Raw genomic sequence first — 23,081 nt, forward strand, 5'->3', positions numbered from 1 at the left:
ATCGGGCCGAAACGGCCACCCGAGGCCCATCACAATCCGCATGCCAGCCGCCGCCCGCGGCGAAAAGCGCACCCGACGGTACGCAGTGGCACGTTGTTACCATCCGGTCATCTCGCCGCTCCCGGCCGGCCCCCAGCCCGCGGGCGGTCTTGTTCGTGCACGTACCGCGGGTGCACGGATCGGTACGCCGGGCGGCAGAGTGCTGGCGGAGCGATGCGCCCGGCCGGCGCCGGCATGGCACAGGCCGGCCGCGCCGCGCGCCGGCCGTGGCACGGCCGCGGGCGGACTGCTATCGTGCGCGCCGCTTTCACCGACTCCGGGACCGCGCAGCACCGTGAACGAGAAGAACAGGAGCGTCGGCCGCCCCCGCTCGCCGGCCGGCAGCACGGCCAAGGGAACGGCCGCCCCCAGTCAGTCGCTGACTCGCGGCCTGCAGTTGCTCGAATGCCTGGCCGGCGAGCCGCACGGCATGTCGCTGAGCGATGTGGCGCAGGCCGCCGGCCTGGCGACTTCGACCACGCACCGCCTGCTCGGCACGCTGCAGGCGCTCGACTTCGTGCGCCACGATGAACGGCTCGGGCTGTGGTCGATCGGGCTGAAGACCTTCTGCATCGGCAACGCCTTCACCGACAGCCGTGATTTCGTCGCCGAGGCGCGACCGCTGATGCACCAGCTCGCCGAGGACAGCGGTGAGACCGTCAACCTCGGCGTCGTCGACGATGGCGAAGCGGTGTTCATCGCCCAGGTCGAAAGCCAGGCGATGATGCGCATGGTGGTGCGCCTGGGCAGCCGCGCGCCGCTGCACGCCTCCGGCGTCGGCAAGGCGCTGCTGGCACGCATGGACGAAGCGCAGGTCGCGGCGATCCTGCACCGGCGCGGTCTCGCCGGCTTCACTGCCGGCACGCTGAGTTCACCGACCGCGCTGCGGGCGGCGCTGGCGACGATCCGCCGCCAGGGCTACGCCGTCGACGACGAGGAGCACGCCATCGGCCTGCGCTGCGTGGCGGCGACCATCCACGGCCCGGACGGACGGGCACTGGCGGCGATTTCGGTGTCCGGGCCGAAGGCGCGGCTGGCGGATGCCCGCCTCGGTGAACTCGGCGCCCGGGTGGCGCGCTGCGCCGCGCAGATCAGCGAACGCCTCGGCGGCCGCGCGCCGGCGGCGGAGTCATAAGCCGGGTCCGTCGCGCGCTGCGTCAATTCCCCGGGATACCGCTTAATGCCAAAGCCCCCGCAGCCGTCATGGCCGCGGGGGCTTGGCGTTTCAGGCAGGCGCTTCAGCCGGCGGTGGCCTCGGCCACGTTCGGCAGCGTCACCGGCTTCATCGCGATGCGGTAGAACACCGCGCCCAGTGCACAGCCGATGAACCAGTTGAAGTCGGCGAGCCCCTTGACCCCGGACAGCGTGATCACCACGCCGACCAGCACTGCCGGCAGCAGCGCGTACACCGCCCGGCGGTTGACGCCGTTGTCATACCAGTAGGTGTTGCCCGGGCGTTCGCTGTAGAGCGCGTCGACATCGATCTGGCACTTGCGCACGACGTAGAAGTCGACCAGCAAGATGCCGAACAGCGGGCCGATGAAGGCGGCAAGCATGTCCAGCGTGTAATGGATCACGTCCGGCGAGTTGAACAGGTTCCACGGCGTGATGAACACCGAACCGACCGCGGCGATGAAGCCGCCGGTGCGGAAGCTGATGTGCTTGGGTGCGACGTTGGAGAAGTCGAACGCCGGCGAGACGAAGTTGGCGACGATGTTGATGCCGATAGTGGCGGTGACGAAGGTGAAGGCACCGAGCACGGCGGCCAGCGTGTTGTCGATCTTGCTCACCGTCTCGATCGGGTCGGTGATCATGTGGCCGAACACCGGGATGGTGCCGGACACGGTGATGACGGTGACCAGTGAGAAGGCCAGGAAGTTGACCGGCAGGCCCCAGAAGTTGCCCTTCTTCACCTCGCCCATGGTCTTGCCGTAGCGCGAGAAGTCACCGAAGTTGAGCATCGGCCCGGAGAAGTACGACACCACCAGCGCCACCGCGGTGATCATCATGCCGAGCGACTCCCAGCCGCTGTACTTCACCTCGCCGAGGTTGAGGCTGATGTTGTCCGGCCCGGCCTTCCACACGATCCAGCCGGCGAGCAGGAACATCACCACGTAGACCGCCGGGCCGGCCCAGTCGATGAAGCGCTTGATCGCTTCCATGCCGTGCCAGAACACCAGCGCCTGCAGCACCCACATGGTCATGAAGCCGAGCCAGCCGAGGTGCGACAGGCCGAGAAAGTGCGCCTGGCCGAGGCTCTCCAGGCCGGGGAAGAAGCGCAGCAGCACGATGGTCAGCGCCGAGGACGCCAGGAAGGTCTGGATGCCGTACCAGGCGACGGCGATCAGGCCGCGGATGATCGCCGGGATGTTGGCCCCCCAGACACCGAACGACATGCGGCAGGCCACCGGATACGGCACGCCGGCCTGCTGGCTGGGGCGGGCGACGGCATTGCACAGGCCGTTGACCAGCCAGATACCGACCAGCAGCGAGACCAGCACCTGCCAGCTCGACAGGCCGAGCGCGAACAGACTGCCGGCGAAGATGTAGCCGCCGACGCTGTGCACGTCGGACATCCAGAAGGCAAAGATGTTGTACCAGTTCCAGTCCTGCCGCTCGCGCAGCGGGCCGAGGTCTTCGTTGTACAGGCGATCGCTGTAGCCCTCGGGCAAGTGTTCACTCATGACAGTCAACTCCGTGATTCGGCTCTGGGATATCGCTGGCGGGCGATGAAGCGGTGGCCGGGCCACCCGTCGACGGCAGGAGCGGGGATCGGCACCGTCAACGTGGATACATAAAGTCATATAATTGTATCCAAGTAAAGCGCTTATTATTCATCATGTTGTGTGCACAACCTACGGGCATTCCCGTGCGCTTTATTGAAGCCTCTGCACCGATCAGAAGCAGCATGACGGCACCTTGCAGTGCATCAAGCAGGTGCATCGCACTTTTTTACGCACACAATCGGATACAATAAAAACATATTTTGTGTACTAACCAAGATCCGCTATGCTGCACACACCGTTCGTCGCTGTTCAGGAATCCATCGCATGAGTGCTTCGATCACCCCGTTTTCAGCCGTTGGCAGTCGGCGCGCCGGGCAGGACGACGCCATCTATCAGCGCCTGTACGCCGCGATCGTCGAACAGCAGCTGCTGCCCGGCACCCGCCTGCCGGAAGACACGCTGGCCGAGGCCTTCGGCGTCAGCCGCACCGGCATCCGCAAGGTGCTGCAGCGTCTGGCGCACGAGCGGCTGATCGAGGTGCAGCCCAATCGCGGCGCCTCGGTGGCACAACCGAGCGTGCAGGAGGCGCGTGAGGTGTTCGCTGCCCGCCGGGTCATCGAATGTGCCGCGATGCCGCTGATCACCGCCGCCACCACGCCGGCCAGACTCGACGTGCTGTGCGAGCTGGTGACACGTGAGCACGCGGCGCTGGCCGCCGGCGAACGCGCTGTGGCGATCGTGCTTTCCGGCCAGTTCCACGTGCAGCTGCTGGCGCTGACCGGCAATGAACCGCTGGTCGACTTCCTCGCCCAGCTGGTCTCGCGCACCTCGCTGATCATCGCGCTGTACGGCTCACCGGCCACCAGCGGCTGCGGCCACAGCGAGCACGAGGAACTGCTTGCTCTGCTCGCCCGCGGCGAGGCCGACGCCGCTGAGCGCTGGATGGAGCAGCACCTGCTGGAAATCGAGCACGGTCTGGCGCTGGTCGAGCCGATCGACGACGAACCCGATCTCAAACGCCTGTTCACCGAGCTGGCGCAGCGCCCACTGCGCGAACTCTGATCCGCCGAGGAACCTGCATGCGCATCCGCCTGATCAATCCCAACACCAGCGCAGCGATGACCGAGAAGATGGCCGTCGCCGCGCGTGCCGTCGCCGCGCCGGGCACGCTGATCGAGGCGGTGACGCCAGCCAGCGGCCCGGTGTCGATCGAAAGTCATTTCGACGAGGCGGTGGCCGCGCTCGGCGTCGCCGAGGAAGTGCGCCGCGGCGAGGCCGAAGGCGCTGAAGGCTACGTGCTCGCCTGCTTCGGTGACCCGGGGCTGCTCGCCGCGCGCGAGCTGGCGCGCGGGCCGGTGGTCGGCATCGCCGAAGCGGCGTTCCATGTCGCCGCGCTGATCGCCACCCGCTTTTCCATCGTCACCACGCTGCCGCGCACCGCGATCATCGCCGAGCACCTGCTGGCGCAGTACGGCTACGCCCAGCACTGCCGGCGCGTGCGCGCCGCCGACATCCCGGTGCTCGACCTCGAAGACAGCGGCAGCGCCGCCTACGCCCGTATCGTCGAGGAATGCCTGCGCGCGCGCGATGCCGACGGCATCGGCGCGATCGTGCTCGGCTGCGGCGGCATGGCCGATCTGGCGCAGGCGATCAGCCGCGACATCGGCCTGCCGGTGGTCGAAGGCGTCACCGCGGCGGTCAAGCTGGTCGAGGCGGTGGCTGGCCTCGGCCTCGGCACCAGCAAATTCGGCGACCTCGCCTGGCCGCCGGCCAAGCGGTTTACCGGCGCCTTCGCCGGCTATTCGGCCTGAGACGGAGAGTGATCGATGACGATGTCCGCCGACTATCCACGCGACCTGATCGGCTACGGCCGCAAGCCCCCGCATGCCGACTGGCCGGGCGGCGCCCGCGTCGCCGTGCAGTTCGTGCTCAACTACGAGGAAGGCGGCGAGAACTGCGTGCTGCACGGTGATGCCGGCAGCGAGCAGTTCCTCTCGGAGATGTTCGCGCCGGCCGCCTACCCGGACCGGCACATGTCGATGGAGTCGATCTACGAGTACGGCTCGCGTGTCGGCGTCTGGCGCATCCTGCGCGAATTCGAGCGCCGCGGCCTGCCGCTGACGGTGTTCGGCGTGGCGATGGCGCTGCAGCGCCACCCCGAACTGACCGCGGCGCTGCGCGAGCTCGATCATGAGATCGCCTGCCACGGCTGGCGCTGGATCCACTACCAGACGCTGCCGGAAGACACCGAGCGCGAACACATGCGCCTGGGCATGCAGATCCTCGAACAGCTGACCGGCGAACGGCCGCTCGGCTGGTACACCGGCCGCGACTCGCCGAACACGCACCGCCTGGTCGCCGACTACGGCGGCTTTCTCTACGACTCGGATTACTACGGCGACGACCTGCCGTTCTGGATGCCGGTCAGGAAGACCGACGGCAGCACGGTGCAGCAGCTGATCGTGCCCTACACGCTCGACACCAACGACATGCGCTTCAGCCTGCCGCAGGGCTTTTCCCACGGTGAAGAGTTCTTTGCCTACCTGCGCGACGCCTTCGACGTGCTCTACGCCGAGGGCGAGGAGCGGCCGGCGATGCTCAACATCGGCATGCACTGCCGGCTGCTCGGCCGCCCGGCGCGTTTTCGCGCGCTGCAGCGCTTCCTCGATCACATCCAGGCCCACGAACGCGTGTGGATCTGCCGGCGCGTCGACATCGCCCGCCACTGGCGCGCGCGCCACCCCTGTTCCGCGGCCTGAAGACCCGCCCGCCCCCATTCCGGCGCTGCCCGCGCCGCAGGAGACCTCATGAGCACCGCCCCCGCCGATCTGCCCGCCTACGCCCGCCGCCTGCCCAACCTCGCCAGCACCAAACTCGGCGCCAAACCGATCGCCGCCACCGATGAGTGGTTCGCACCGGCCACGCGCATGCTCAGCGACGCGCCGGCGGTGTTCCTGCCCGACGAGTACGACGCGCACGGCAAGTGGATGGACGGCTGGGAAACCCGGCGCAAGCGCGTCGAGGGCTACGACCACTGCGTGGTGCGTCTGGCACTGGCCGGCATCATCCGCGGCGTCGACATCGATACCTCGTTCTTTACCGGCAACTACCCGCCGGCCGCCTCGCTGGAAGGCTGCTTCGTCGCCGCCGGCGAACCCGACGCCGACAGCGCATGGTTCGAGCTGCTGCCCTCGGTGTCGCTGCAGGGCAATGCCCACCACTACCACGCCATCGACTGGACGCTGCTCGGCGGCGAGCGCCCGGTCAGCCACGTGCGCCTCAACATCTACCCGGACGGCGGCGTCGCCCGCCTGCGCGTCTGGGGCGAGATCTGGTTCGACGCCGCCAGCCTGTCGCCGGGCGCCGATCTGGAGCTGTCGTCGATCCTCACCGGTGCGCGCATCGTCGCCTACAACGACAGCCATTACGGCTCGCCGCATGCGCTGATCGCGCCGGGTCGCGGCGTCAACATGGGTGACGGCTGGGAGACGCGCCGCCGCCGCGAGCCGGGTAACGACTGGATCATCGTCGAGCTCGGCTGCGCCGGCATCGTCGAGCGCATCGAGGTCGACACCGCGCACTTCAAGGGCAACTACCCGGACGCCTGCTCGATCCAGGCCGCCTGCATGCACGGCGGCACCGATCAGTCGATCGTCACCCAGTCGATGTTCTGGCGCGAACTGCTGCCGCTGCAGAAGCTCGGCCCGGATGCAATCCACACCTATGCGGCACAACTCAACGACATCGGCCCGGTGACGCACGTGCGGCTCAACATCCACCCGGACGGCGGCGTCAGCCGGCTGCGCGTGTTCGGCCACCGGGCGCAGGGCTGAGACCATGGAGACGACGATTGCGCTGCGGGCGCTGATGGTGGAACCGCTGAGCCGCGAGGCCTTTGCACCGTTCGGCGAGGTCATCGAGACCGCCGGCGCCACGCATTACCCGATCAACCAGGGCTCGACCGAGCGCTTCCACGATCTGGCGCGCGTCGATGTCGTTGGCGGCCGCACGCTGATCAACATCTTCCGCGGCCAGCCGTTTCACCTGCCGGTCGAGGTGCGCCTGCTCGAACGCCATCCGCTCGGCTCGCAGGCCTTCGTGCCGATCGACGGCCAGCGCATGCTGATCGTCGTCGCGCCGCCCGGCGAGCTCGACGAGAGCGCCATCCGCGCTTTCATCAGCACGCCGTGGCAGGGTGTGAACTACGCCACCGGCACCTGGCATCACCCGCTGCTGACGCTGGCGGCGCGCGGTGATTTCCTGGTCGTCGACCGCGGCGGCCCCGGCGACAACTGCGAAGAACGCCTGCTCGCGCAGCCGCGGCGCATCGAGAGTCTGCCCGTTTAACGCAATCGACCGATCCAGCTCAGGCAGCGCGGCGTTCAAGCTTGACAAAGCTTGCAGCTCACGTGGATTTTGGCGCGTCCAGACCAGAGACGCGGAGCGGGCGGATCAGTGGACGACTTCACATCCCAGCCGCTGGACATGCTGCCCGCGGATATACACGGAGATGCCTTGAAGCCCACCAGCCGCCAGACCGACGGACGCCAGATCGCGCTGCGCTGGGGAGTCGGCGCCAGCGCAGCCACGCTGTTGCTGCTGCCGTTGATCTACGGCCGGCCGCTGCCGGCCGATATGTTCCTTGCCGTGCATTCGCTGCTCGAAGTGCTCGCCGTCACCGCCTCGCTGATGGTGTTCGCGGTGCTGTGGAGCGCGCGCCAGTATCGTCCGCACGGCAGCGAGATGCTGCTCGGTGCAACCTTTCTCGCCGCCGGCCTGCTCGACATCGGCCACCTGCTGTCCTACGCCGGCATGCCCGAGCTGCTGACGCCGAACAGCCCGACCAAAGCCATTCACTTCTGGCTCTACGGCCGCACGCTGACTGCCGCCGGCCTGCTGCTGGCGGCCTTGCGTGCCGGACGCGGGCAGCCGGCGCCGGCACAGATGCTGCCATTGCTCGCGCTGCTGCTGGTACTGTGCGGCTTCACCCTCGCCCTGCTCGGCGAGCGCTGGCTGCCGGTCTGGTTCGACGCGGACGGCGGCTTGAGTCCGTACAAAATCGCCGTCGAATACGTGCTGGCGCTGGCTTTTGCCACGGCCACGGCGCTGTTCGCCTGGCGGGCATACCGCAACGGTGCACAACACCTGGCCTGGCTGGCCTGCGGCGCCTGGCTGCAGGTCCTGTGTACGATCTGCGTCACGCTCTACCAGCAGCCGCACGACGCCAGCAACCTGCTCGGTCATATCCTCAAGGTGCTCGGCTGTGCCTGCATCTACCGGGCACTGGTGGTGCGCTCGATCGATGAACCCTACCGCCGGCTGGCCGCCGAACGCGCGCGGCTGCTGGAAAGCGAGGCGCGTTTTCGTGACAACGCCGATGCCGCGCCGGTCGCCATCTGGCTGGCCGATGCGCAGGGCGCGCGGCAGTGGTTCAACCGCACCTGGCTGCAGTTTCGCGGGCGGACGCTGGCCGAAGAAACCGGCGACGGCTGGCGCAGCGGCGTCCATCCCGAGGACATCGCGCGCTGCAGCGCCTGCCTGCACGAAAGCCTGACCGAAGGACGGCCTTACCGCATCGAATACCGCATCCGCCACCGCGACGGCGGCTGGCGCTGGGTGCTGGAAAACGGCGCACCGCGCAGCGATGAGGCGGGGTGCTGCAGCGGGCTGATCGGCTCGGTCGTCGACATCGACCAGCAGAAACGCACGGCGCTCGAACTGCGGCTCGCCGCCAGCGTCTTCGAGCACGCGCGCGAAGGCGTCGTCATCACCAATGCCGAAGGCATCATTCTCGATGCCAACGAGACCTACTGCGCACAGACCGGCTATGCCCGCGAGGAACTGCTGCAGCAGACGCCGAGCCTGATGCGCTCCGGCCTGCACGACGAGACCTTCTACACGGCGCTGGCGGCGGCGCTGGCACGCGACGGTTTCTGGCAGGGCGAATTGTGGAGCCGGCGCAAAAACGGCCGGCGCTACGCGCAGCTGCTGGCGATTTCTGCCGTGCGCGGCGATGACGGCGAAATCAGCCATTACGTCGGCCTGTCCACCGACATCACCGAGCTGAAGAACCATCAGGCGCGCCTGGAACACCTCGCCCGTCATGATCCGCTGACGCAACTGGCCAACCGCACGCTGTTCGCCGAACGCCTGCAGCAGGGCATCGGCGCGCTGCAGGCCGGCGACGGTCTGCTCGCCGTGTGCTATCTCGACCTCGACGGCTTCAAGCCGGTCAACGACCGCTTCGGCCATGCCGCCGGTGATCGCCTGCTGGTCGAAGTGGCCTGCCGGCTGCAGGAATCGGTCGGCGAACACGACACCGTCGCCCGCTTCGGCGGTGACGAATTCGCGCTGCTGATCGGCCCGCACCCGAACTTCGCCACTTGCGAGGCGGTGCTGAAGCGCATCCTCGAACACGTGGCACAGGTGTATACGATCAATGTCGGCGACCGCGTGACGATGTCAGCCAGCATCGGCGTGACGCTGTTCCCGGATGACGACGCCGATGCCGACACACTGCTGCGCCACGCCGACCGCGCGATGTATCAGGCCAAGCAGTCAGGACGTAACCGCTACGTGCTGTTCGACCCGGAATCCGACCGCCGCAAGCGCAGCCGCCAGGATCTGCTCGGCAGCGTCGCCGGCGGGCTGCGGCGCGGCGAGTTCTGTCTGTACTACCAGCCCAAGGTCGACCTCACCCGCGGCTGCGTCGCCGGCGCCGAAGCACTGATCCGCTGGCAGCACCCCGAACGCGGCCTGTTGCTGCCCGGCGCCTTCCTGCCGGCGATCGAAGGCAGCGAGCTGCAGCTCGAACTCGGCGACTGGGTGATGGAACAGGCGCTGCACCAGATCGCCGACTGGCAGCGCTGCGGCGTCACGCTGTCGGTCAGTGTCAACATCCACGCCACGCACCTGCTGCACCCGGATTTCGTCGAGCGCCTCGCCAACCTGATCGGCCGCCACGGAGCGAACCGCACGCCGGCACTCGAAATCGAGGTGCTGGAAACCGCGGCGCTGCACGATCTCGACCAGGTCGCGCGCATCCTCGAAGGCTGCCGCGCCTTCGGTGTGGAATTTGCGCTCGATGACTTCGGCACCGGCTTCAGCTCGCTGCTGTATCTGCGCCATCTGCCGGTACGCACACTGAAGATCGACCGCTCCTTCGTCTGCGACATGCTCGACGACCCCGAGGCGCTGGCGATCGTCGAAGGCGTCATCGGCCTGGCGCGGGCCTTTCGCCGCGAGGTCATCGCCGAGGGCGTGGAAAGCGCAGCACACGGTCAGCGCCTGCTGGCACTCGGCTGCCATCTGGTACAGGGCTTCGGCGTCGCCCGGCCAATGCCGGCCGCGGATCTGCTCGACTGGATCGGCAGCCACTACCCGCACACGCAGACGGACCGCGCCCGGCGCTGCGCCGGTGCGCACTGACGCCGGGCCGCAAGCCGGCGCTATGCTGTGACTCCGCCCTTGCGGCCCGATCCCGCGGAGTTCCCGATGTCGAACCTGCTGAGCCAGGAACGCCTGCTGCTCGTCGCCCTGCTGGTGGCTGCCGCCGCGCTGCCCTTCGAGCACGCGCTGCTCGCCAGTCAGGGTGTCGCCCTGCTCGCCTCGGCGCTGCTGATCGTGGCGATCCTCGGCGCCGCGCTGCGCGTCGCCCACCATGCCGAGGTGCTGGCCGAACGCTTCGGCGAGCCCTACGGCACGATGATCCTCACGCTCAGCGCAGTGCTGGTCGAAGTGGTGATCCTGGCGATGATGCTCGGCCATTCGTCATCGCCGACACTGGCCCGCGACACCATTTATTCGGCGCTGATGCTCGACCTCAACGGCATCCTCGGCATCGCCGCGCTGCTCGGCGGCCTGCGTCACGGCGAGCAGCCGTACAACGTCGATTCCGGCAATTCCTACGTAGTGATGATCCTGACCGCCATCGGCGTGTCGATGATCGTCCCCGAGTTCATCCCGGAGCCGCACTGGCAGAAGTGGTCGCTGTTCACCATCGTCGCGATGCTGACGCTGTATGCGATGTTCCTGCGCCTGCAGACCGGCCAGCACAGCTACTTCTTCAGCTACAGCTACGCCCAGCCGCGCGCCCCTGCAGCCAGCACCGCGGTCCACGCACAGGGTGACGCACGTCTGGCTGCAGGACTGCTGGTGGTCGGTATCGTGCTGATCGGCGCACTGTCCGAAGTGATGGCGCAGAGCCTCGGCGTCGCACTCGAAGGCAGCGGCCTGCCGCCGATCACCGCTGCACTGGTGGTGGCACTGATTTCGGCCAGCCCCGAAATCCTCACCGCGCTGCGCGCCGCGCTCGCCAACCGCATGCAGCCGGTGGTCAACATCGCACTCGGCGCCTCGCTGTCGACGGTGATCCTGACGGTGCCGGTGATCGAGGGCCTGGCGCTCGTCACCGGCCATCCGATCGAGATGGCGCTGACCCCGGTACAAACCGCGATGGTGCTGATCACGCTGTTCGCGGCGGCGATCAATCTGCACGATGGCGAAACCAACGCCATCGAAGGCACCACGCACTTCGTGCTGTTCGCCGCCTTCCTGATGCTTTCCGCGCTCGGCCTGTAAGCGCTGCGCCGGCGCCGGACGCGTCACCCACGCCCCTGAGCTTCCCCCGGACATTCACCTGACGGACGCCTGCCCATGAATTTCGAGACGATCCGCTTCGAACGGCGCGATGACGGCATCGCCCTGCTGACCCTCGACCGGCCACAGCGACTCAACCGCTTCAATGCCCGCATGCAGACTGAGCTGCATGAAGTGCTGCGTCAGCTGCAGGCCACGCCGGCGCGCGTGCTGCTGCTCATCGCCGCCGGCGAAGCCTTCTGCGCCGGCCAGGACTACGCCGAAGCCGAGCACGAGGCTGGCGGTGCGCTGACCGACCTCGGCCGCCTGATCGACGATGGCTACAACCCGCTGGTGCGTGCGCTACACGCGCTCGAATTGCCAGTGGTCGCGGCGGTCAACGGCCTGGCGGCCGGGGCCGGGGCCAGCCTGGCGCTGGCCTGCGACATCGTCATTGCCGGGCAGTCGGCCGAATTCGTGTTCGATGGCAGTGCGCTCGGCCTGATCCCTGAAGCTGGCGCCACCTGGGTTCTGCCGCGGCTGATCGGCATGGCACGGGCAACGGCGCTGGTGATGCTCGCCGAGCCGGTCTCAGCGGTACAGGCCGCCGACTGGGGCATGATCTGGTGCTGCGTCGCCGACGCCGAACTGTCGACCGCGGCGCTGGAAGTCGCCATCCGGCTGACCCGGCAGGCGCCGAAGACACTCGCGCTCGGCAAACGCGCGCTGCACGCCGGCGCGGCGCACAGCCTGGACCAGCAGCTCGATCTCGAACGCGACTTCCAGCGCATCGCCGGACACAGCGAAGACTTCCGTCAGCGCCTCGCCGTACTCCTCGGCCACGCCGCCTGTAATGGCAGCAACTGAGCCCAGCATTTACGGGAAAACCCGCAGCCGGCTTACGCTTTGGCCGGCTGGCGCGGCGCCCGCATCCGCCCTATGCTGCGGATAGTCATACATGCTGGGTAGGGTTGGCCTGTCTGACGGATTTTTCACGTTATCGCCGGAACATCTTCGGTTTTCCGCCATCCGAGGATGAGATATCACCGGCATTGACCCGGCCATAGAGCCGGGAACTGGGGACTGCTCCATGGAACAGATCCCCGATATATGCAGCACCACGAGGAGGAGACCCGTCGCGTGCCAGCGCGTCGGGTCGAGGAGAAACAATATGATATCCATCGATTGGAGCACGCCGCCCGACACGATACAGACCGACCGTACGCGGATCTTCCAGGGCTGGTTCGAGCGCGCGCGCGGGCTCGACTGGTCACAGCGCAACGCTGCGACGGTGCAGGCTTTCGCCTATCTGCAGGAAGCCTATCGTCGCGCGCTGTCTCTGGACACGGAACGCATGCCCCGCACCAGCTCCCGGCGTTCGTCTGATTATCGTCACTGAGCTCGATGACGGAGGCGGCTCACCCGCCTGCCGCTGCATCCAACACGCCGCCTGCGGGCGGCGTGTTCATTTTTGCGCGCTGCCATTGAGCCAAGAGGCTCAGCACTGCGCGTCGCCGAGCTCCAGATCGTGGCGGGCCAGGCGCACCTTGGCGCTCAGATAGGCATGGTTGTGTGCCGTCAGGTAGACGCCGGTCGACAGGCGTTCAACCACCTCGATGCCCCAGGCGGCAAGCTGGTCGACTTTATCCGGATTGTTCGACAGCAGGCGGATACGCTTGATCCCGAGCGCGAACAGCATCTGCGCGGCGCAGCGGTAATCGCGGGCGTCTTCCGGGTGATGCAGCTGGCGGTTGGCGGCGAAGGTATCGAGCCCGCGGTCCTGCAGACCGTAGGCATCAAGCTTGGCGTACAGGCCGATGCCGCGCCCTTCCTGACGCAGATACAGCACGTAGCCGCCGGCCTCACCGACCCGACGCAACGCCTCCTGCAGCTGCGGGCCGCAATCGCAGCGCTGTGAACCGAACACGTCGCCGGTCAGACATTCCGAATGCAGCCGCACCAGCGGAATGTCGTCGGCCGGCTGCGGGCCGAGGCCGAGCGCAAGGTGCTCGCGGCCGTCGACCAGACCGTCGAAGCTGTGAAACAGGGCGGGAGTACCGTCCGCCAGCGGGACTGTCACCCGCCGGCGCACTCGCGCTGCAGGCAGCAGATCATCAATCGCTTGGGCTTGCATGAGCATTGTCCGTCGATGAAACCAGGGCGCTGTGCACCCGACTGGCGCACCATCGCACCGAAACCGCCGCGACACCAGCGGCGAATACGCATCGCCTCCTTGCAGGAATGCACGTCTGCCCCGTCAGACCCGCTGCGGAGCCAGAAAATCCACCTGTGGTGGTCGACCGGGCAGCGTCAGCGCAGCGCTCGCCGCCGGTGTGCTGGCGAGCAGCCGGCCACGGCGCCAGACGTGCAGCCGGGTGGCACGCAGACGGATCGCCTCGACCGGATCACGCGCCTGCAGCAACACGAAATCAGCATGGCAGCCGGGCGCGATGCCGTAATCCTGCAGGCCGAGCAAATGTGCCGGTGCCGTGGTCACGGCGGCGTAAGCATCGCGCATACCGGCCTGCGAGGTCATCTGCGCGACATGCAGCCCCATCGCCGCGACCTCCAGCATGTCGGCGCTACCGAGCGCATACCAGGGGTCCATCACGCAGTCGTGGCCGAAGGCGACAACCAGGCCGGCGGCGAGCTGTTCAGGCACGCGGGTCATGCCACGGCGCCTGGGGTAACTGTCGTGACGGCCCTGCAGTGTGATGTTGATCAGCGGATTGGCGACCACGCCGAGCTGCGCCTCGGCCATCAGCGGCAGCAGCTTGGAGACGTAGTAGTTGTCCATCGAGTGCATCGAGGTCAGATGCGAGGCGGTGACGCGTCCGTGCAGACCGAGGCGCTGGGTCTCGGCGGTGAGGGTTTCAACGTGGCGCGACAGCGGATCGTCGGATTCGTCGCAATGCATGTCGACGCGCAGGCCGCGCTCGGCGGCCAGCTCGCAGAGCAGGCGCACGCTTGCCGCGCCATCGGCCATCGTGCGCTCGAAATGCGGGATGCCGCCGACCACCTCGACGCCGAGATCGAGCGCACGCTTGAGGTGTTCGAGCGCTCCCGGCGCGCGCAGCACGCCGTCCTGCGGAAAAGCGACCAGCTGCAGGTCGAGATACGGCGCGACCTGGCGCTTGACCTCCAGCAGCGCCTCGACCGCGAGCAGGCGCGGATCGCAGACATCGACATGCGAGCGGATCGCCAGCAGGCCGCGGGCCACCGCCCAGTCGCAGTAGGCAAGCGCACGCTCGATCAGCACCTCCTGCGTCAGCAGCGGCTTGAGCTCGCCCCACAGCGCGATACCTTCCAGCAGCGTGCCGGAGGCGTTGACCCGCGGCAGGCCGTAGCTCAGCGTCGAGTCCATGTGGAAGTGCGCATCGACGAACGGCGGGGACAGCAGCAGGCCGCCGCCGTCGAATTCCTCGGCGGCACTCGCCGCCAGCCGCGGTTCGACGGCACGGATGCGGCCGGCCTCGACGCCGACATCGATATCACGCCGCCCGTCGGGCAGCGTCACGTGACGCACGATCAGATCCATCGACAGAACTCCTCAGCCTCAGCGCTCGCCGCGGCGGTAGGGCTGCATCAGTGCCTGCGGGTACTGCGCGCGGCGCGCCATCACCACCAGCGCCAGAATCGACAGCAGGTACGGCAGCATCAGGTAGACCTGATACGGCACCGCCGCATGCCCGCCCTGCTGCAGCCGCAGCTGCAGCGTGTCGCAGAAAGCGAACAGCAGCGCACCGAGCAGCGCCTTGCCCGGCCGCCAGCCGGCGAACACCACCAGCGCCACGCAGATCCAGCCGCGGCCGTTGACCATGTTGAAATAGAAAGCATTGAAGGCCGACAGCGTCAGGAAGCTGCCGGCCACCCCCATCAGGGCCGAACCGGCGATGACCGCGCCGCAGCGCAGCCCGAGCACCGACAGCCCCTGCCCTTCGGCGCTGGCCGGACTCTCACCGACCATGCGCAGCGCCAGACCGAGCGGCGTGCGCTGCAGCAGATAGGCGAGCAACGGCACGGCGAGCAGCGCCAGCAGCGTCAGCGGCGTCTGCTGTGCCAGCACCGGAATGCCGAGCCCGTCCATCGGCGCGAACGGCACGATCGTCGGCGGTGTCGACACCTGCGGAAAACTCAGTCGGTAAGCGTAGCTCGACAGGCTGATGCCGAGCAGCGTCACTCCCAGGCCGGAGACGTGCTGCGACAGCCCGAGCAGCACCGTCAGCAGTGCATGCAGCGCGCCGAACGCAGCCCCGCACAGCGCCGCGATCAGCACCCCCGTCCACAGGCCGGCCCCGGCGTGCACCGCCAGCCAGCCGGTAAAAGCGCCGATCACCATGATGCCCTCGATGCCGAGGTTGAGGACGCCCGCGCGCTCGCACAGCAGCACGCCGAGCGTGCCGAAGATCAGCGGCGTGGCAATGCGCAGCACCGCGACCCAGTAGTCGGGCTGGCCCAGCCAGCCGAGCAGTTCGATCCACATGCCTCAGCTCCAGCGCAGGCGGTAGCGGGCGGCCAGCCCGGTGACGAGCATCGCCAGCAGCGAGACGGCGACGATGACATCGGCCAGATAACTGGGTACGCCGAGCGCGCGGCTCATGCTGTCGGCACCGACCAGCGTGCCGGCGACGAACAGCGCCGCCAGCACCACACCGAGCGGATGCAGCTGCGCCAGCATGGCGATGACGATGCCGCTGTAGCCGTAGCCCGGTGACATATCCAGCGTGACATAGCCGGCGCGGCCGGCGACCTCGCCGACGCCGGCCAGCCCGGCCAGCGCCCCGGACAAGGCGGCGGTCGCCAGCATCACACGTTTGACCGGCAGGCCGGCGAAGCGCGCGGCGCGGGCATTGGCACCGACGGCACGCATCGCCAAGCCAAAGCGCGTGTAGCGCTCCAGCGCCCACAGCGCCAGCGCCGCACCGAGCGCCCACAGCAGGCCGCTGTGCACGCGCGAACGCTCCAGCAGCTGCGCGAACACCAGCTCGTCGCGGATCGCCACCGACTGCGGCCAGCCCATCGCCAGCGGGTCTTTCATCACGCCGTCGAGCAGCATCGACACCAGCAGCAGTGCGATGAAATTGAGCAGCAGTGTGGTCACCACCTCGTCAACGCCGAAGCGCAGCTTGAGCCAGGCCGGGCCGAGCAGCAGCGCCGCACCGGCGGCCATGCCGGCGAGCAGCATCAGCGGATAGAGCACGGCCGGCGGCAGATCCCAGCCGCTGCCGCCATGCAGGCCGCCGACGGCGACCGCCGCCAGCGCGCCGAGATAGAGCTGGCCTTCGGCGCCGATGTTGTAGAGCCGCGCACGGAAGGCAACGGCGACCGCCAGCCCGGTGAGGATCAAAGGCGTGGCGCGGGTCAGGGTTTCGGTCAGGGCCAGACGGCTGCCGAAGGCGCCATCGAACAGCAGCGCGTAGGCGCGGCCGACCGGTGCCCCGGCCCAGACCAGCAGACCGGCGCAGGCCAGCAGGGTCAGCGCCACCGCCAGCAGCGGTGCCGCCAGCGCCCAGCCGGCCGAGGTCTGTTCGCGAGCTTCAAGCCGCATCGTGTCGTGCTCCCGCCATCGCCAGACCGAGGCTCGCCAGCGTCCACTCGGCGCCCGGCCGAGCCGGCCCGAGCTGACCGTGCGACATCACGGCGATGCGATCGGCCAGGGCGAAGACTTCATCGAGGTCTTCAGAAATCAGCAGCAGCGCCGCGCCGCGCGCACGCGCCGCCAGCAGGCGCTCGTGCACGGCGGCGACGGCGCCGATGTCCAGGCCCCAGCTCGGCTGCTGGGCGATGATCAGCCCCGGCTCACCGTCGAGTGCGCGACCGAGCACCAGCTTCTGCAGATTGCCGCCGGACAGGCCGCGCGCCGGCTGCTCGATGCTGCCCAGCCGCACGTCGCCCGCAGCCACCAGCTGCTGCGTGAAGGCGCGCGCGGCACCGCGACGCAGCAGGCCCCAGCGACTGAAGCGCGGCGAACGCCAGCGTTCGAGGATGGCGTTCTGCCATACCGGCAGATCACCGATGGTGCCGATGCCGGTGCGATCCTCGGGAATGCGGCCGACACCGAGCGCGAGCAGCGCCGCCGGGTCCGCCGGCAACGGCCGGCCATCGAGCTCGACCCGCCCGGCACTCGCCGCACACAGCCCGCACAGCAGCTCGGCCAGCGCCGCCTGACCGTTGCCGGACACGCCGGCAATGGCGACGATCTCGCCACCGTGCACTTCGAGATCGACGCCATCAAGGCGCGGCTGCGCACCGTGGCCATCGACGCGCACGCCCCGCAGCCGCAGGCGCAGCGGCCCGGGCACACTGAGGGCACGCTGCGGCAGTTTGACTTCGCGGCCGACCATCAGCGTCGCCAGCTCGGCCTTGCTGGTCTCAGCGACCGCGCGCTCGGCCACCAGACGCCCGCCGCGCAGCACGGCGACGCGGTCACTGACCGCCAGCACCTCGTCGAGCTTGTGGCTGATGAAGATGATCGACAGCCCCTCGGCGACCAGCTCCTTGAGCGTGGCGAACAGCGCGCTGCTTTCCTGCGGCGTCAGCACCGCGGTCGGCTCGTCGAGGATCAGCACGCGGGCGCCGCGGTACAGCGCCTTGAGGATCTCGACGCGCTGTTTCTCGCCGACCGACAGGCGCGCGACGCGCGCCGCCGGATCGACGGCGAGGCCGAAGCGCGCGGCGGTGTCGTGGATGCGCGCCAGCGCAGCGCGACGGCGCGAGAACGGCTGCCACAGCGGCTCGGTGCCGATCAGGATGTTCTCCAGCACCGTCAGGTTGTCGGCCAGCGTGAAGTGCTGATGCACCATGCCGATGCCGGCGGCGAGCGCTGCTGCCGGATCGCCCGGCGGCAGCGGCTGACCGAAGGCTTCGATCGAGCCGCTGTCGGCGCGATAGTGGCCGAACAGGATGCTGACCAGCGTGCTCTTGCCGGCGCCGTTCTCACCGAGCAGCGCCAGCACCTCGCCGCGTGCGAGTTCGAGCGAGATGTCGGCGTTGGCGATCACCGGGCCAAAGCGCTTGCCGATGCCACGCAGGCGCAGCACCGGTGCGCCGGTGGCCGTCATGGCGTCGACTTCGGTTCGGTATCGATCACCGGCACGACGAATCCGCCATCGAAAATCGCCGCCCGCTTGATACGCACCTTCTCCTGCAGCTCAGCCGGCACCTTGTCGGCAAAGGTACCGAGTGGCGCCAGATCCGAGCCAAGGTATTTCATCATCGAGTACTGACCGTAGTCCTCGGCTTTGAAACGTCCCAGCTCGATCTGATAGAGCGCGCGGGCGATGGTCGGCTCCATGAACCACAGCGCCGAAGCGACGACGGTCTTCGGATACTGCTCCTGGGTGTCGATAACGTTGCCGATCGCCAGCTTGCCGCGCTCCTTGGCGGCATCGGAGACACCGAAACGCTCGGCGTAAAGCACGTCGGCACCCTGATCGATCTGCGCCAGCGCGGCTTCCTTGGCCTTCGGCGGGTCGAACCAGGAGCCGATGAAGCTGACTTTGAACTTGACCTGCGGGTTGACCTCGCGCGCGCCGGCCATGAACGCCTGCATCAGGCGGTTGACCTCGGGGATCGGGAAGCCGCCGACCAGGCCGATGACATTGCTCTTGGTCATGCCACCGGCAATCATGCCGGTCAGGTACGAGGGTTCCTGGATGTAGTTGTCGAACACCGAGAAGTTCGGCGCCTGCGGCTTGCCGCTCGAACCGAGCAGGAAGGCCGTCTGCGGATAATCCTTCGCCACCTTGCGCGCCGCTGCTTCGACGGCAAACGCCTCACCGACGATCAGCTGCACCCCCTGCTCGGCGTACTGGCGCATCACCCGCTCGTAATCGGCATTGCCGACACTCTCGGAAAACACATAGGTGATTTCACCGCGCCCCTCGGCGGCCTTCAGCGCTTTGTGGATGCGGCTGACCCACTGCTGCTCGACCGGGACGGTATAGATCGCGGCGACCTTGATCGCGTCGGCGGCGTGGGCACCAGGGAGCCCGAGCGTTGCCAGCACGGCCAGGCCGGCCCCGAGTTTCAAGACCTTGCGACGAGTCGTCATGCACTGTGCACCTGCGTTGCCTGCCAATGGGGCGCCCGGCACGGCCGGTTGCGTACGGCGACGACCGGCGCCGCCGGCGATCATGGCAAAAAAACCCCGGCCGCGTCTGCTGCGTCGCAGCGTAAATCCCGCGGGTTGCGGCGAATCAGCTGGCGGCAGACAAGCGGGCGCGCACGCTGAGCGCGCTGGCCGGACGACCGTAGAAATAGCCCTGCGCGGCATGCGCACCGCGGGCGAAGGCGAAGTCGGCCTGCGCCAGACTCTCGATGCCTTCAGCAACGACTTCCAGATCGAGCGCAGTCGCCATCGCCACGATGGCACTGACCAGCGCCGCGCTGCCACGATCGCCCGGCAGGTCGGCGATGAACGAACGGTCGATCTTCAGCGCATGCACCGGAATGCGCTTGAGGTAGGCCAGCGAGGCGTAACCGGTACCGAAATCGTCTACGGCGATGCGCACGCCGAGCGCGGCGCACTCCTCGATCGCGGCGAGGGTGCGCGCGTCACCATCGAGCAGCAGGGTTTCAGTGATTTCCAGCGTCAGTGCCTGCGCCGGCAGGCCGTGGCGGGCCAGCACTGCGGCAACCTGCATGGCGAAAAACGGCTCGGCGAACTGGCGCACCGACACATTGACCGCCATGTGCAGCTCACTGCCGGGATCGATGGCGCGCCAGTGCGCAAGCTCCGCACAGGCGGTATCGAGCACCCATTCGCCGATCGTCACGATCAGGCTGCTGTCCTCGGCCACCGGAATGAACACGTCCGGCGGCACTTCGCCAAGCTCGGCGTCGTTCCAGCGCAGCAGCGCCTCGGCACCGACGATGCGCCCATCCTCCAGCGCGATCACCGGCTGATAATGCAGGCTCAGCGCATTCAGCCGCAGGGCATCGCGCAGGCGTTGCTCGATCAGCAGGTGTTGCCGCAGGTTCTGCGCCATCGCCGCTTCGAAGCGGCCCCAGACGCCGCGTCCGCACGCCTTGACCGCCGACAGAGCCATGTCGGCGCACTGCAGCAGCCGCGCCGGCTCACCGGCATCGCCCGGCGCACTGGCATAGCCGATGCTGCAGCTGACGTGCAGCGGTTTACCGTCGACGAAAAACGGCGCGGCGATGGCATCGCTCAAGGTCTGCGCCAGGCTTTCGAGCGCCGCCTGATCATGGCGCGTCGCCAGTACCAGGAATTCATCGGCCCCCAGGCGCCCGGCGCTGTCGCCGCTGACACCGATCCGTCCCAGGCGCTGCGCCAGCTCACGCAGCACGGCATCGCCGGCGGCATGGCCAAAACCGTCGTTGATGCGGCGGAAATGATCGACATCGACCAGCAGCACGCCCAGGCACAACCCGCGCTCCAGCGCCCGCAGCAGATCCTCGTCGAGGCGCTGCAGACACTGCGCACGGTTCGGCAGGCCGGTGAGCTCGTCCAGGTGCGCCTGCTGCCAGAGCAGCGACTGATCGGCCTTGCGCTGGGTGATGTCCTCCTTGACGGCGACGTAGCCGCCCAGCACCCCGCGCTCATACAGCGGCGCGATCCACACCTGTTCCCAATAGAACTCGCCGTTGCGGCGCCGGTTGCACAGTTCACCCTGCCACTCGTGCCCGGCCTGCAGATCCCGCCACATATCGTCGAACACGCCGCTCGGCATCACCGTCGAGCGCAGCACCGCATTGCTGTGACCGAGCAACGACTCGGCGCCGTACCCCGAGCTGCGCTCGAAGGCCGGATTGACATACTCGATGACGCCCTGGGCGTCGGTGAGCACCACAGCAACGGGGCTGCGCTGCACGATCAACGACATCCGCGCGAGCGCGCTGCGCATGCGCTGCAGGCGTGCATCACGGCTGGCCAGGCGCCGGTGCAGAATCCGCTGCAACCGCCCGCCGCGCTGCCGGGGCGGCCGCCACAGCAGCAAGCCGATGCCCAGCGGCGCCAGCCACGCCACCCAGGACATCGACACATGCGGACCGGCAAGCTCGGACGGACCGCGGTCGGCCATGGCGTTGAGCGCCGCCATATCGAGTGCGGCGGACAGCAGCTGCAGGTTCGGCAGCACCGCCGTCAGACGCTCCTCATCGGCCGGTTCGCTGGCCAGTGCGGAACGCACCTCACCCAGTACCTGGCGGGTTTGCGCCAAAGCCGCCCCGAGGCTCGACGCGCTCCGCACCGCCTCGCTCGCCTGCAGCGCGTCGAGCGTCGCCAGCCGCGCATCCAGGGCCTCGCGGTCGACGTCCGCGCGCCCGCGCAGACGGGCATCCACGGCACGGGCCAGTTCCGGCAGCTCACGTCCGAGGCGGACGGTGGCCACCAGCGCATCATCGCCGCTGCCCGCAACGGCGTCGCCACTGCGGCGCAAAGACCACAGTTGTGCGCCCAGCCCCACGCTCAGTATCAGCACGACACCGACGCGAAGCAGCGACAGAAAGGGCACGCGGCGCAGCGGGGCGAACGACATGTCAGTCACCCGTCACAGACCATGTCGGCGCGCGGCACGAGCACACGCGGCGCACCGGCAAGGGCACCGAAAGATGGGGTACGACGCTGAAGATCGTGACTTGTCATGCGTAATGGCTCCGGCAGACAACGCGCTTGCGGCCAGCCCTGGCTGATGCTGCTCGATCCACTGTACCGCCGCCTCCGCAGTCTGCCGTGAGCGTTACCTGCGGCCAATCCCACGCGCAACCGTCTGACGCAATTCTTACGCCCATCTATTGCAAAAGACTGGATTTTCCGAGCATTACTGCACGTCATGAGCTTGTTCCTCCAATCGTGCGCGCCAGATTGAGCCAGGCTCGGGCCGCTGGCGACAGATACGAACCGCGGCGCCAGCTCAGCGCCAGCTGCCAGCGCGGCGCCTGCTCACCGGCGAGCGGTGCGTAGCACACCTGCGGATGCGGTCGCTGCTCGGCGATCAGCCGCGGCAGCAGGCCGATGCCGAGCCCGGCGGCGACCAGAGCGACGATGAAATCCGGCTGTGCACTGCGCGCCGCCTCGCGCGGCGTAAAGCCGAGCTGCTGGCAGGCATTGATGATGATGCGGTTCAGGGCAAAACCGCCCTCGAACAAAATGAACGCACTGTCGGCCAGCTCGGCGAGCGTCACCGCCGGCGTGCCGGCCAGCGGATGCGCGCGCGGCAGCAGCGCCACCATCGGTTCCTCGCAGACCATCTGCCAGTCGAAGGTCTCCGGGATCGGCAGCAGGCTGCCGGCAAGTTCGATCTGGCCGGCGAGTACCGCCTCCTCCATGAACTGGCTGCCGCGTTCGAGCAGCTGGATCTCGACGCCCGGATAGCGCTGGCGGTAGGTGGCGAACAGTGGCGCAAACAGCAGATGGCTGCCGAGCACCGGCAGGCCCAGGCGCAGCACGCCGCGGCGCAGGCCGCGCAGATCGTCGAGTTCGGCGAGCAGATCCTGGCGCGCGGCGAGCAGGCCGAGCGCACGGCGATAGACGATCTCGCCGGCCGGTGTCGGCAGGATGCGATGACCGATGCGTTCGAGCAGCGGCAGACCGAGTTCATCCTCAAGCTGGCGTACCGCCTTGCTCAGCGTCGGCTGAGTGGCGAAGGCCGTTTTCGCGGCGGCTGAAAAGCCCCCCTCACGCACGACTTCGACGAAATAACGCAGAGCCCGCAAGTCCATGTTCCATGCCTTCCATGAATTAATCTGATTCAGACAATTCATTTTTAACATGAA

The 23,081-nt window shown here is 68.1% G+C and carries 19 protein-coding genes; 10 read left to right on the forward strand and 9 right to left on the reverse strand.

What is annotated here, in order from left to right; genetic code table 11:
- Positions 1 to 334 precede the first annotated feature (334 nt).
- Positions 335 to 1,174 carry an HTH-type transcriptional regulator BhcR gene (bhcR, locus tag C7443_RS05575; protein ID WP_246004571.1) on the forward strand — a complete coding sequence of 280 codons (840 nt, stop codon included), beginning with the start codon at positions 335 to 337 and terminating at the stop codon, positions 1,172 to 1,174.
- A gap of 103 nt (positions 1,175 to 1,277) precedes the next feature.
- Here the strand turns inward: bhcR and C7443_RS05580 are convergent, their stop codons facing one another.
- Positions 1,278 to 2,723, reverse strand: a complete 1,446-nt coding sequence (locus tag C7443_RS05580) for an NCS1 family nucleobase:cation symporter-1 (protein WP_110017613.1) — start codon at positions 2,721 to 2,723, stop codon at positions 1,278 to 1,280.
- A 366-nt stretch (positions 2,724 to 3,089) separates the two neighbouring features.
- Between C7443_RS05580 and C7443_RS05585 the strand changes: the two genes are divergently transcribed.
- From C7443_RS05585 to C7443_RS05625, 9 genes are all read left to right on the forward strand, one after another.
- Positions 3,090 to 3,827 carry a GntR family transcriptional regulator gene (locus C7443_RS05585; RefSeq protein ID WP_110017614.1) on the forward strand — a complete coding sequence of 246 codons (738 nt, stop codon included), beginning with the start codon at positions 3,090 to 3,092 and terminating at the stop codon, positions 3,825 to 3,827.
- A 17-nt stretch (positions 3,828 to 3,844) separates the two neighbouring features.
- Complete coding sequence (locus C7443_RS05590) at positions 3,845 to 4,576, forward strand: aspartate/glutamate racemase family protein (protein WP_110017615.1); 732 nt, start codon at positions 3,845 to 3,847, stop codon at positions 4,574 to 4,576.
- A 15-nt stretch (positions 4,577 to 4,591) separates the two neighbouring features.
- Entirely contained in the window at positions 4,592 to 5,524 is a 933-nt protein-coding gene (puuE, locus tag C7443_RS05595; protein WP_110017616.1) for an allantoinase PuuE, read from the forward strand.
- Between the two features lie 69 nt (positions 5,525 to 5,593).
- Complete coding sequence (gene alc / locus C7443_RS05600) at positions 5,594 to 6,598, forward strand: allantoicase (RefSeq protein WP_425467071.1); 1,005 nt, start codon at positions 5,594 to 5,596, stop codon at positions 6,596 to 6,598.
- Between the two features lie 4 nt (positions 6,599 to 6,602).
- Positions 6,603 to 7,112, forward strand: coding sequence for an ureidoglycolate lyase (locus C7443_RS05605; RefSeq protein ID WP_110017618.1), 510 nt, complete (start codon positions 6,603 to 6,605; stop codon positions 7,110 to 7,112).
- 168 nt (positions 7,113 to 7,280) lie between these two features.
- Positions 7,281 to 10,193, forward strand: coding sequence for a bifunctional diguanylate cyclase/phosphodiesterase (locus C7443_RS05610; RefSeq protein WP_170123506.1), 2,913 nt, complete (start codon positions 7,281 to 7,283; stop codon positions 10,191 to 10,193).
- 66 nt (positions 10,194 to 10,259) lie between these two features.
- On the forward strand, positions 10,260 to 11,345 hold the full coding sequence (locus C7443_RS05615) for a calcium:cation antiporter (protein ID WP_110017620.1): 1,086 nt from the start codon (positions 10,260 to 10,262) through the stop codon (positions 11,343 to 11,345).
- A 75-nt stretch (positions 11,346 to 11,420) separates the two neighbouring features.
- Complete coding sequence (locus C7443_RS05620; protein ID WP_110017621.1) at positions 11,421 to 12,209, forward strand: enoyl-CoA hydratase-related protein; 789 nt, start codon at positions 11,421 to 11,423, stop codon at positions 12,207 to 12,209.
- 304 nt (positions 12,210 to 12,513) lie between these two features.
- Positions 12,514 to 12,741: a hypothetical protein gene (locus C7443_RS05625; protein ID WP_110017622.1), complete on the forward strand. Its 228-nt coding sequence runs from the start codon at positions 12,514 to 12,516 to the stop codon at positions 12,739 to 12,741.
- Positions 12,742 to 12,840: 99 nt separating this feature from the next.
- Here C7443_RS05625 and C7443_RS05630 read toward each other — a convergent pair whose 3' ends face one another.
- The 8 genes from C7443_RS05630 to C7443_RS05665 all read right to left on the reverse strand — a co-directional run bounded on the left by C7443_RS05630 (position 12,841) and on the right by C7443_RS05665 (position 23,027).
- The gene (locus C7443_RS05630) at positions 12,841 to 13,476 is read right to left on the reverse strand and encodes a GTP cyclohydrolase II (RefSeq protein WP_246004572.1); all 636 of its coding nucleotides are present in this window, start codon (positions 13,474 to 13,476) and stop codon (positions 12,841 to 12,843) included.
- A 123-nt stretch (positions 13,477 to 13,599) separates the two neighbouring features.
- Complete coding sequence (locus C7443_RS05635) at positions 13,600 to 14,880, reverse strand: amidohydrolase family protein (RefSeq protein ID WP_110017623.1); 1,281 nt, start codon at positions 14,878 to 14,880, stop codon at positions 13,600 to 13,602.
- An 18-nt stretch (positions 14,881 to 14,898) separates the two neighbouring features.
- Entirely contained in the window at positions 14,899 to 15,825 is a 927-nt protein-coding gene (locus C7443_RS05640; RefSeq protein WP_110017624.1) for an ABC transporter permease, read from the reverse strand.
- A 3-nt stretch (positions 15,826 to 15,828) separates the two neighbouring features.
- A complete protein-coding gene (locus C7443_RS05645) occupies positions 15,829 to 16,890 on the reverse strand; it encodes an ABC transporter permease (protein WP_110017625.1) in 1,062 nt (353 codons plus the stop codon).
- Positions 16,880 to 18,403 carry an ABC transporter ATP-binding protein gene (locus C7443_RS05650; RefSeq protein ID WP_110017626.1) on the reverse strand — a complete coding sequence of 508 codons (1,524 nt, stop codon included), beginning with the start codon at positions 18,401 to 18,403 and terminating at the stop codon, positions 16,880 to 16,882. Before C7443_RS05650 ends, C7443_RS05645 begins: the two co-directional genes overlap by 11 nt.
- Entirely contained in the window at positions 18,400 to 19,395 is a 996-nt protein-coding gene (locus C7443_RS05655; protein WP_110017627.1) for a BMP family protein, read from the reverse strand. The genes C7443_RS05650 and C7443_RS05655 overlap by 4 nt, the downstream gene beginning before the upstream one ends.
- 145 nt (positions 19,396 to 19,540) lie before the next feature.
- Positions 19,541 to 21,844: a putative bifunctional diguanylate cyclase/phosphodiesterase gene (locus C7443_RS05660; protein WP_110017628.1), complete on the reverse strand. Its 2,304-nt coding sequence runs from the start codon at positions 21,842 to 21,844 to the stop codon at positions 19,541 to 19,543.
- A 292-nt stretch (positions 21,845 to 22,136) separates the two neighbouring features.
- Positions 22,137 to 23,027 (reverse strand): LysR family transcriptional regulator, encoded by an 891-nt coding sequence (locus C7443_RS05665; protein WP_110017629.1) that lies wholly within the window; start codon positions 23,025 to 23,027, stop codon positions 22,137 to 22,139.
- Positions 23,028 to 23,081: the final 54 nt, after the last annotated feature.

The organism is Plasticicumulans acidivorans (genome assembly GCF_003182095.1).
Taxonomy (GTDB): domain Bacteria; phylum Pseudomonadota; class Gammaproteobacteria; order Competibacterales; family Competibacteraceae; genus Plasticicumulans; species Plasticicumulans acidivorans.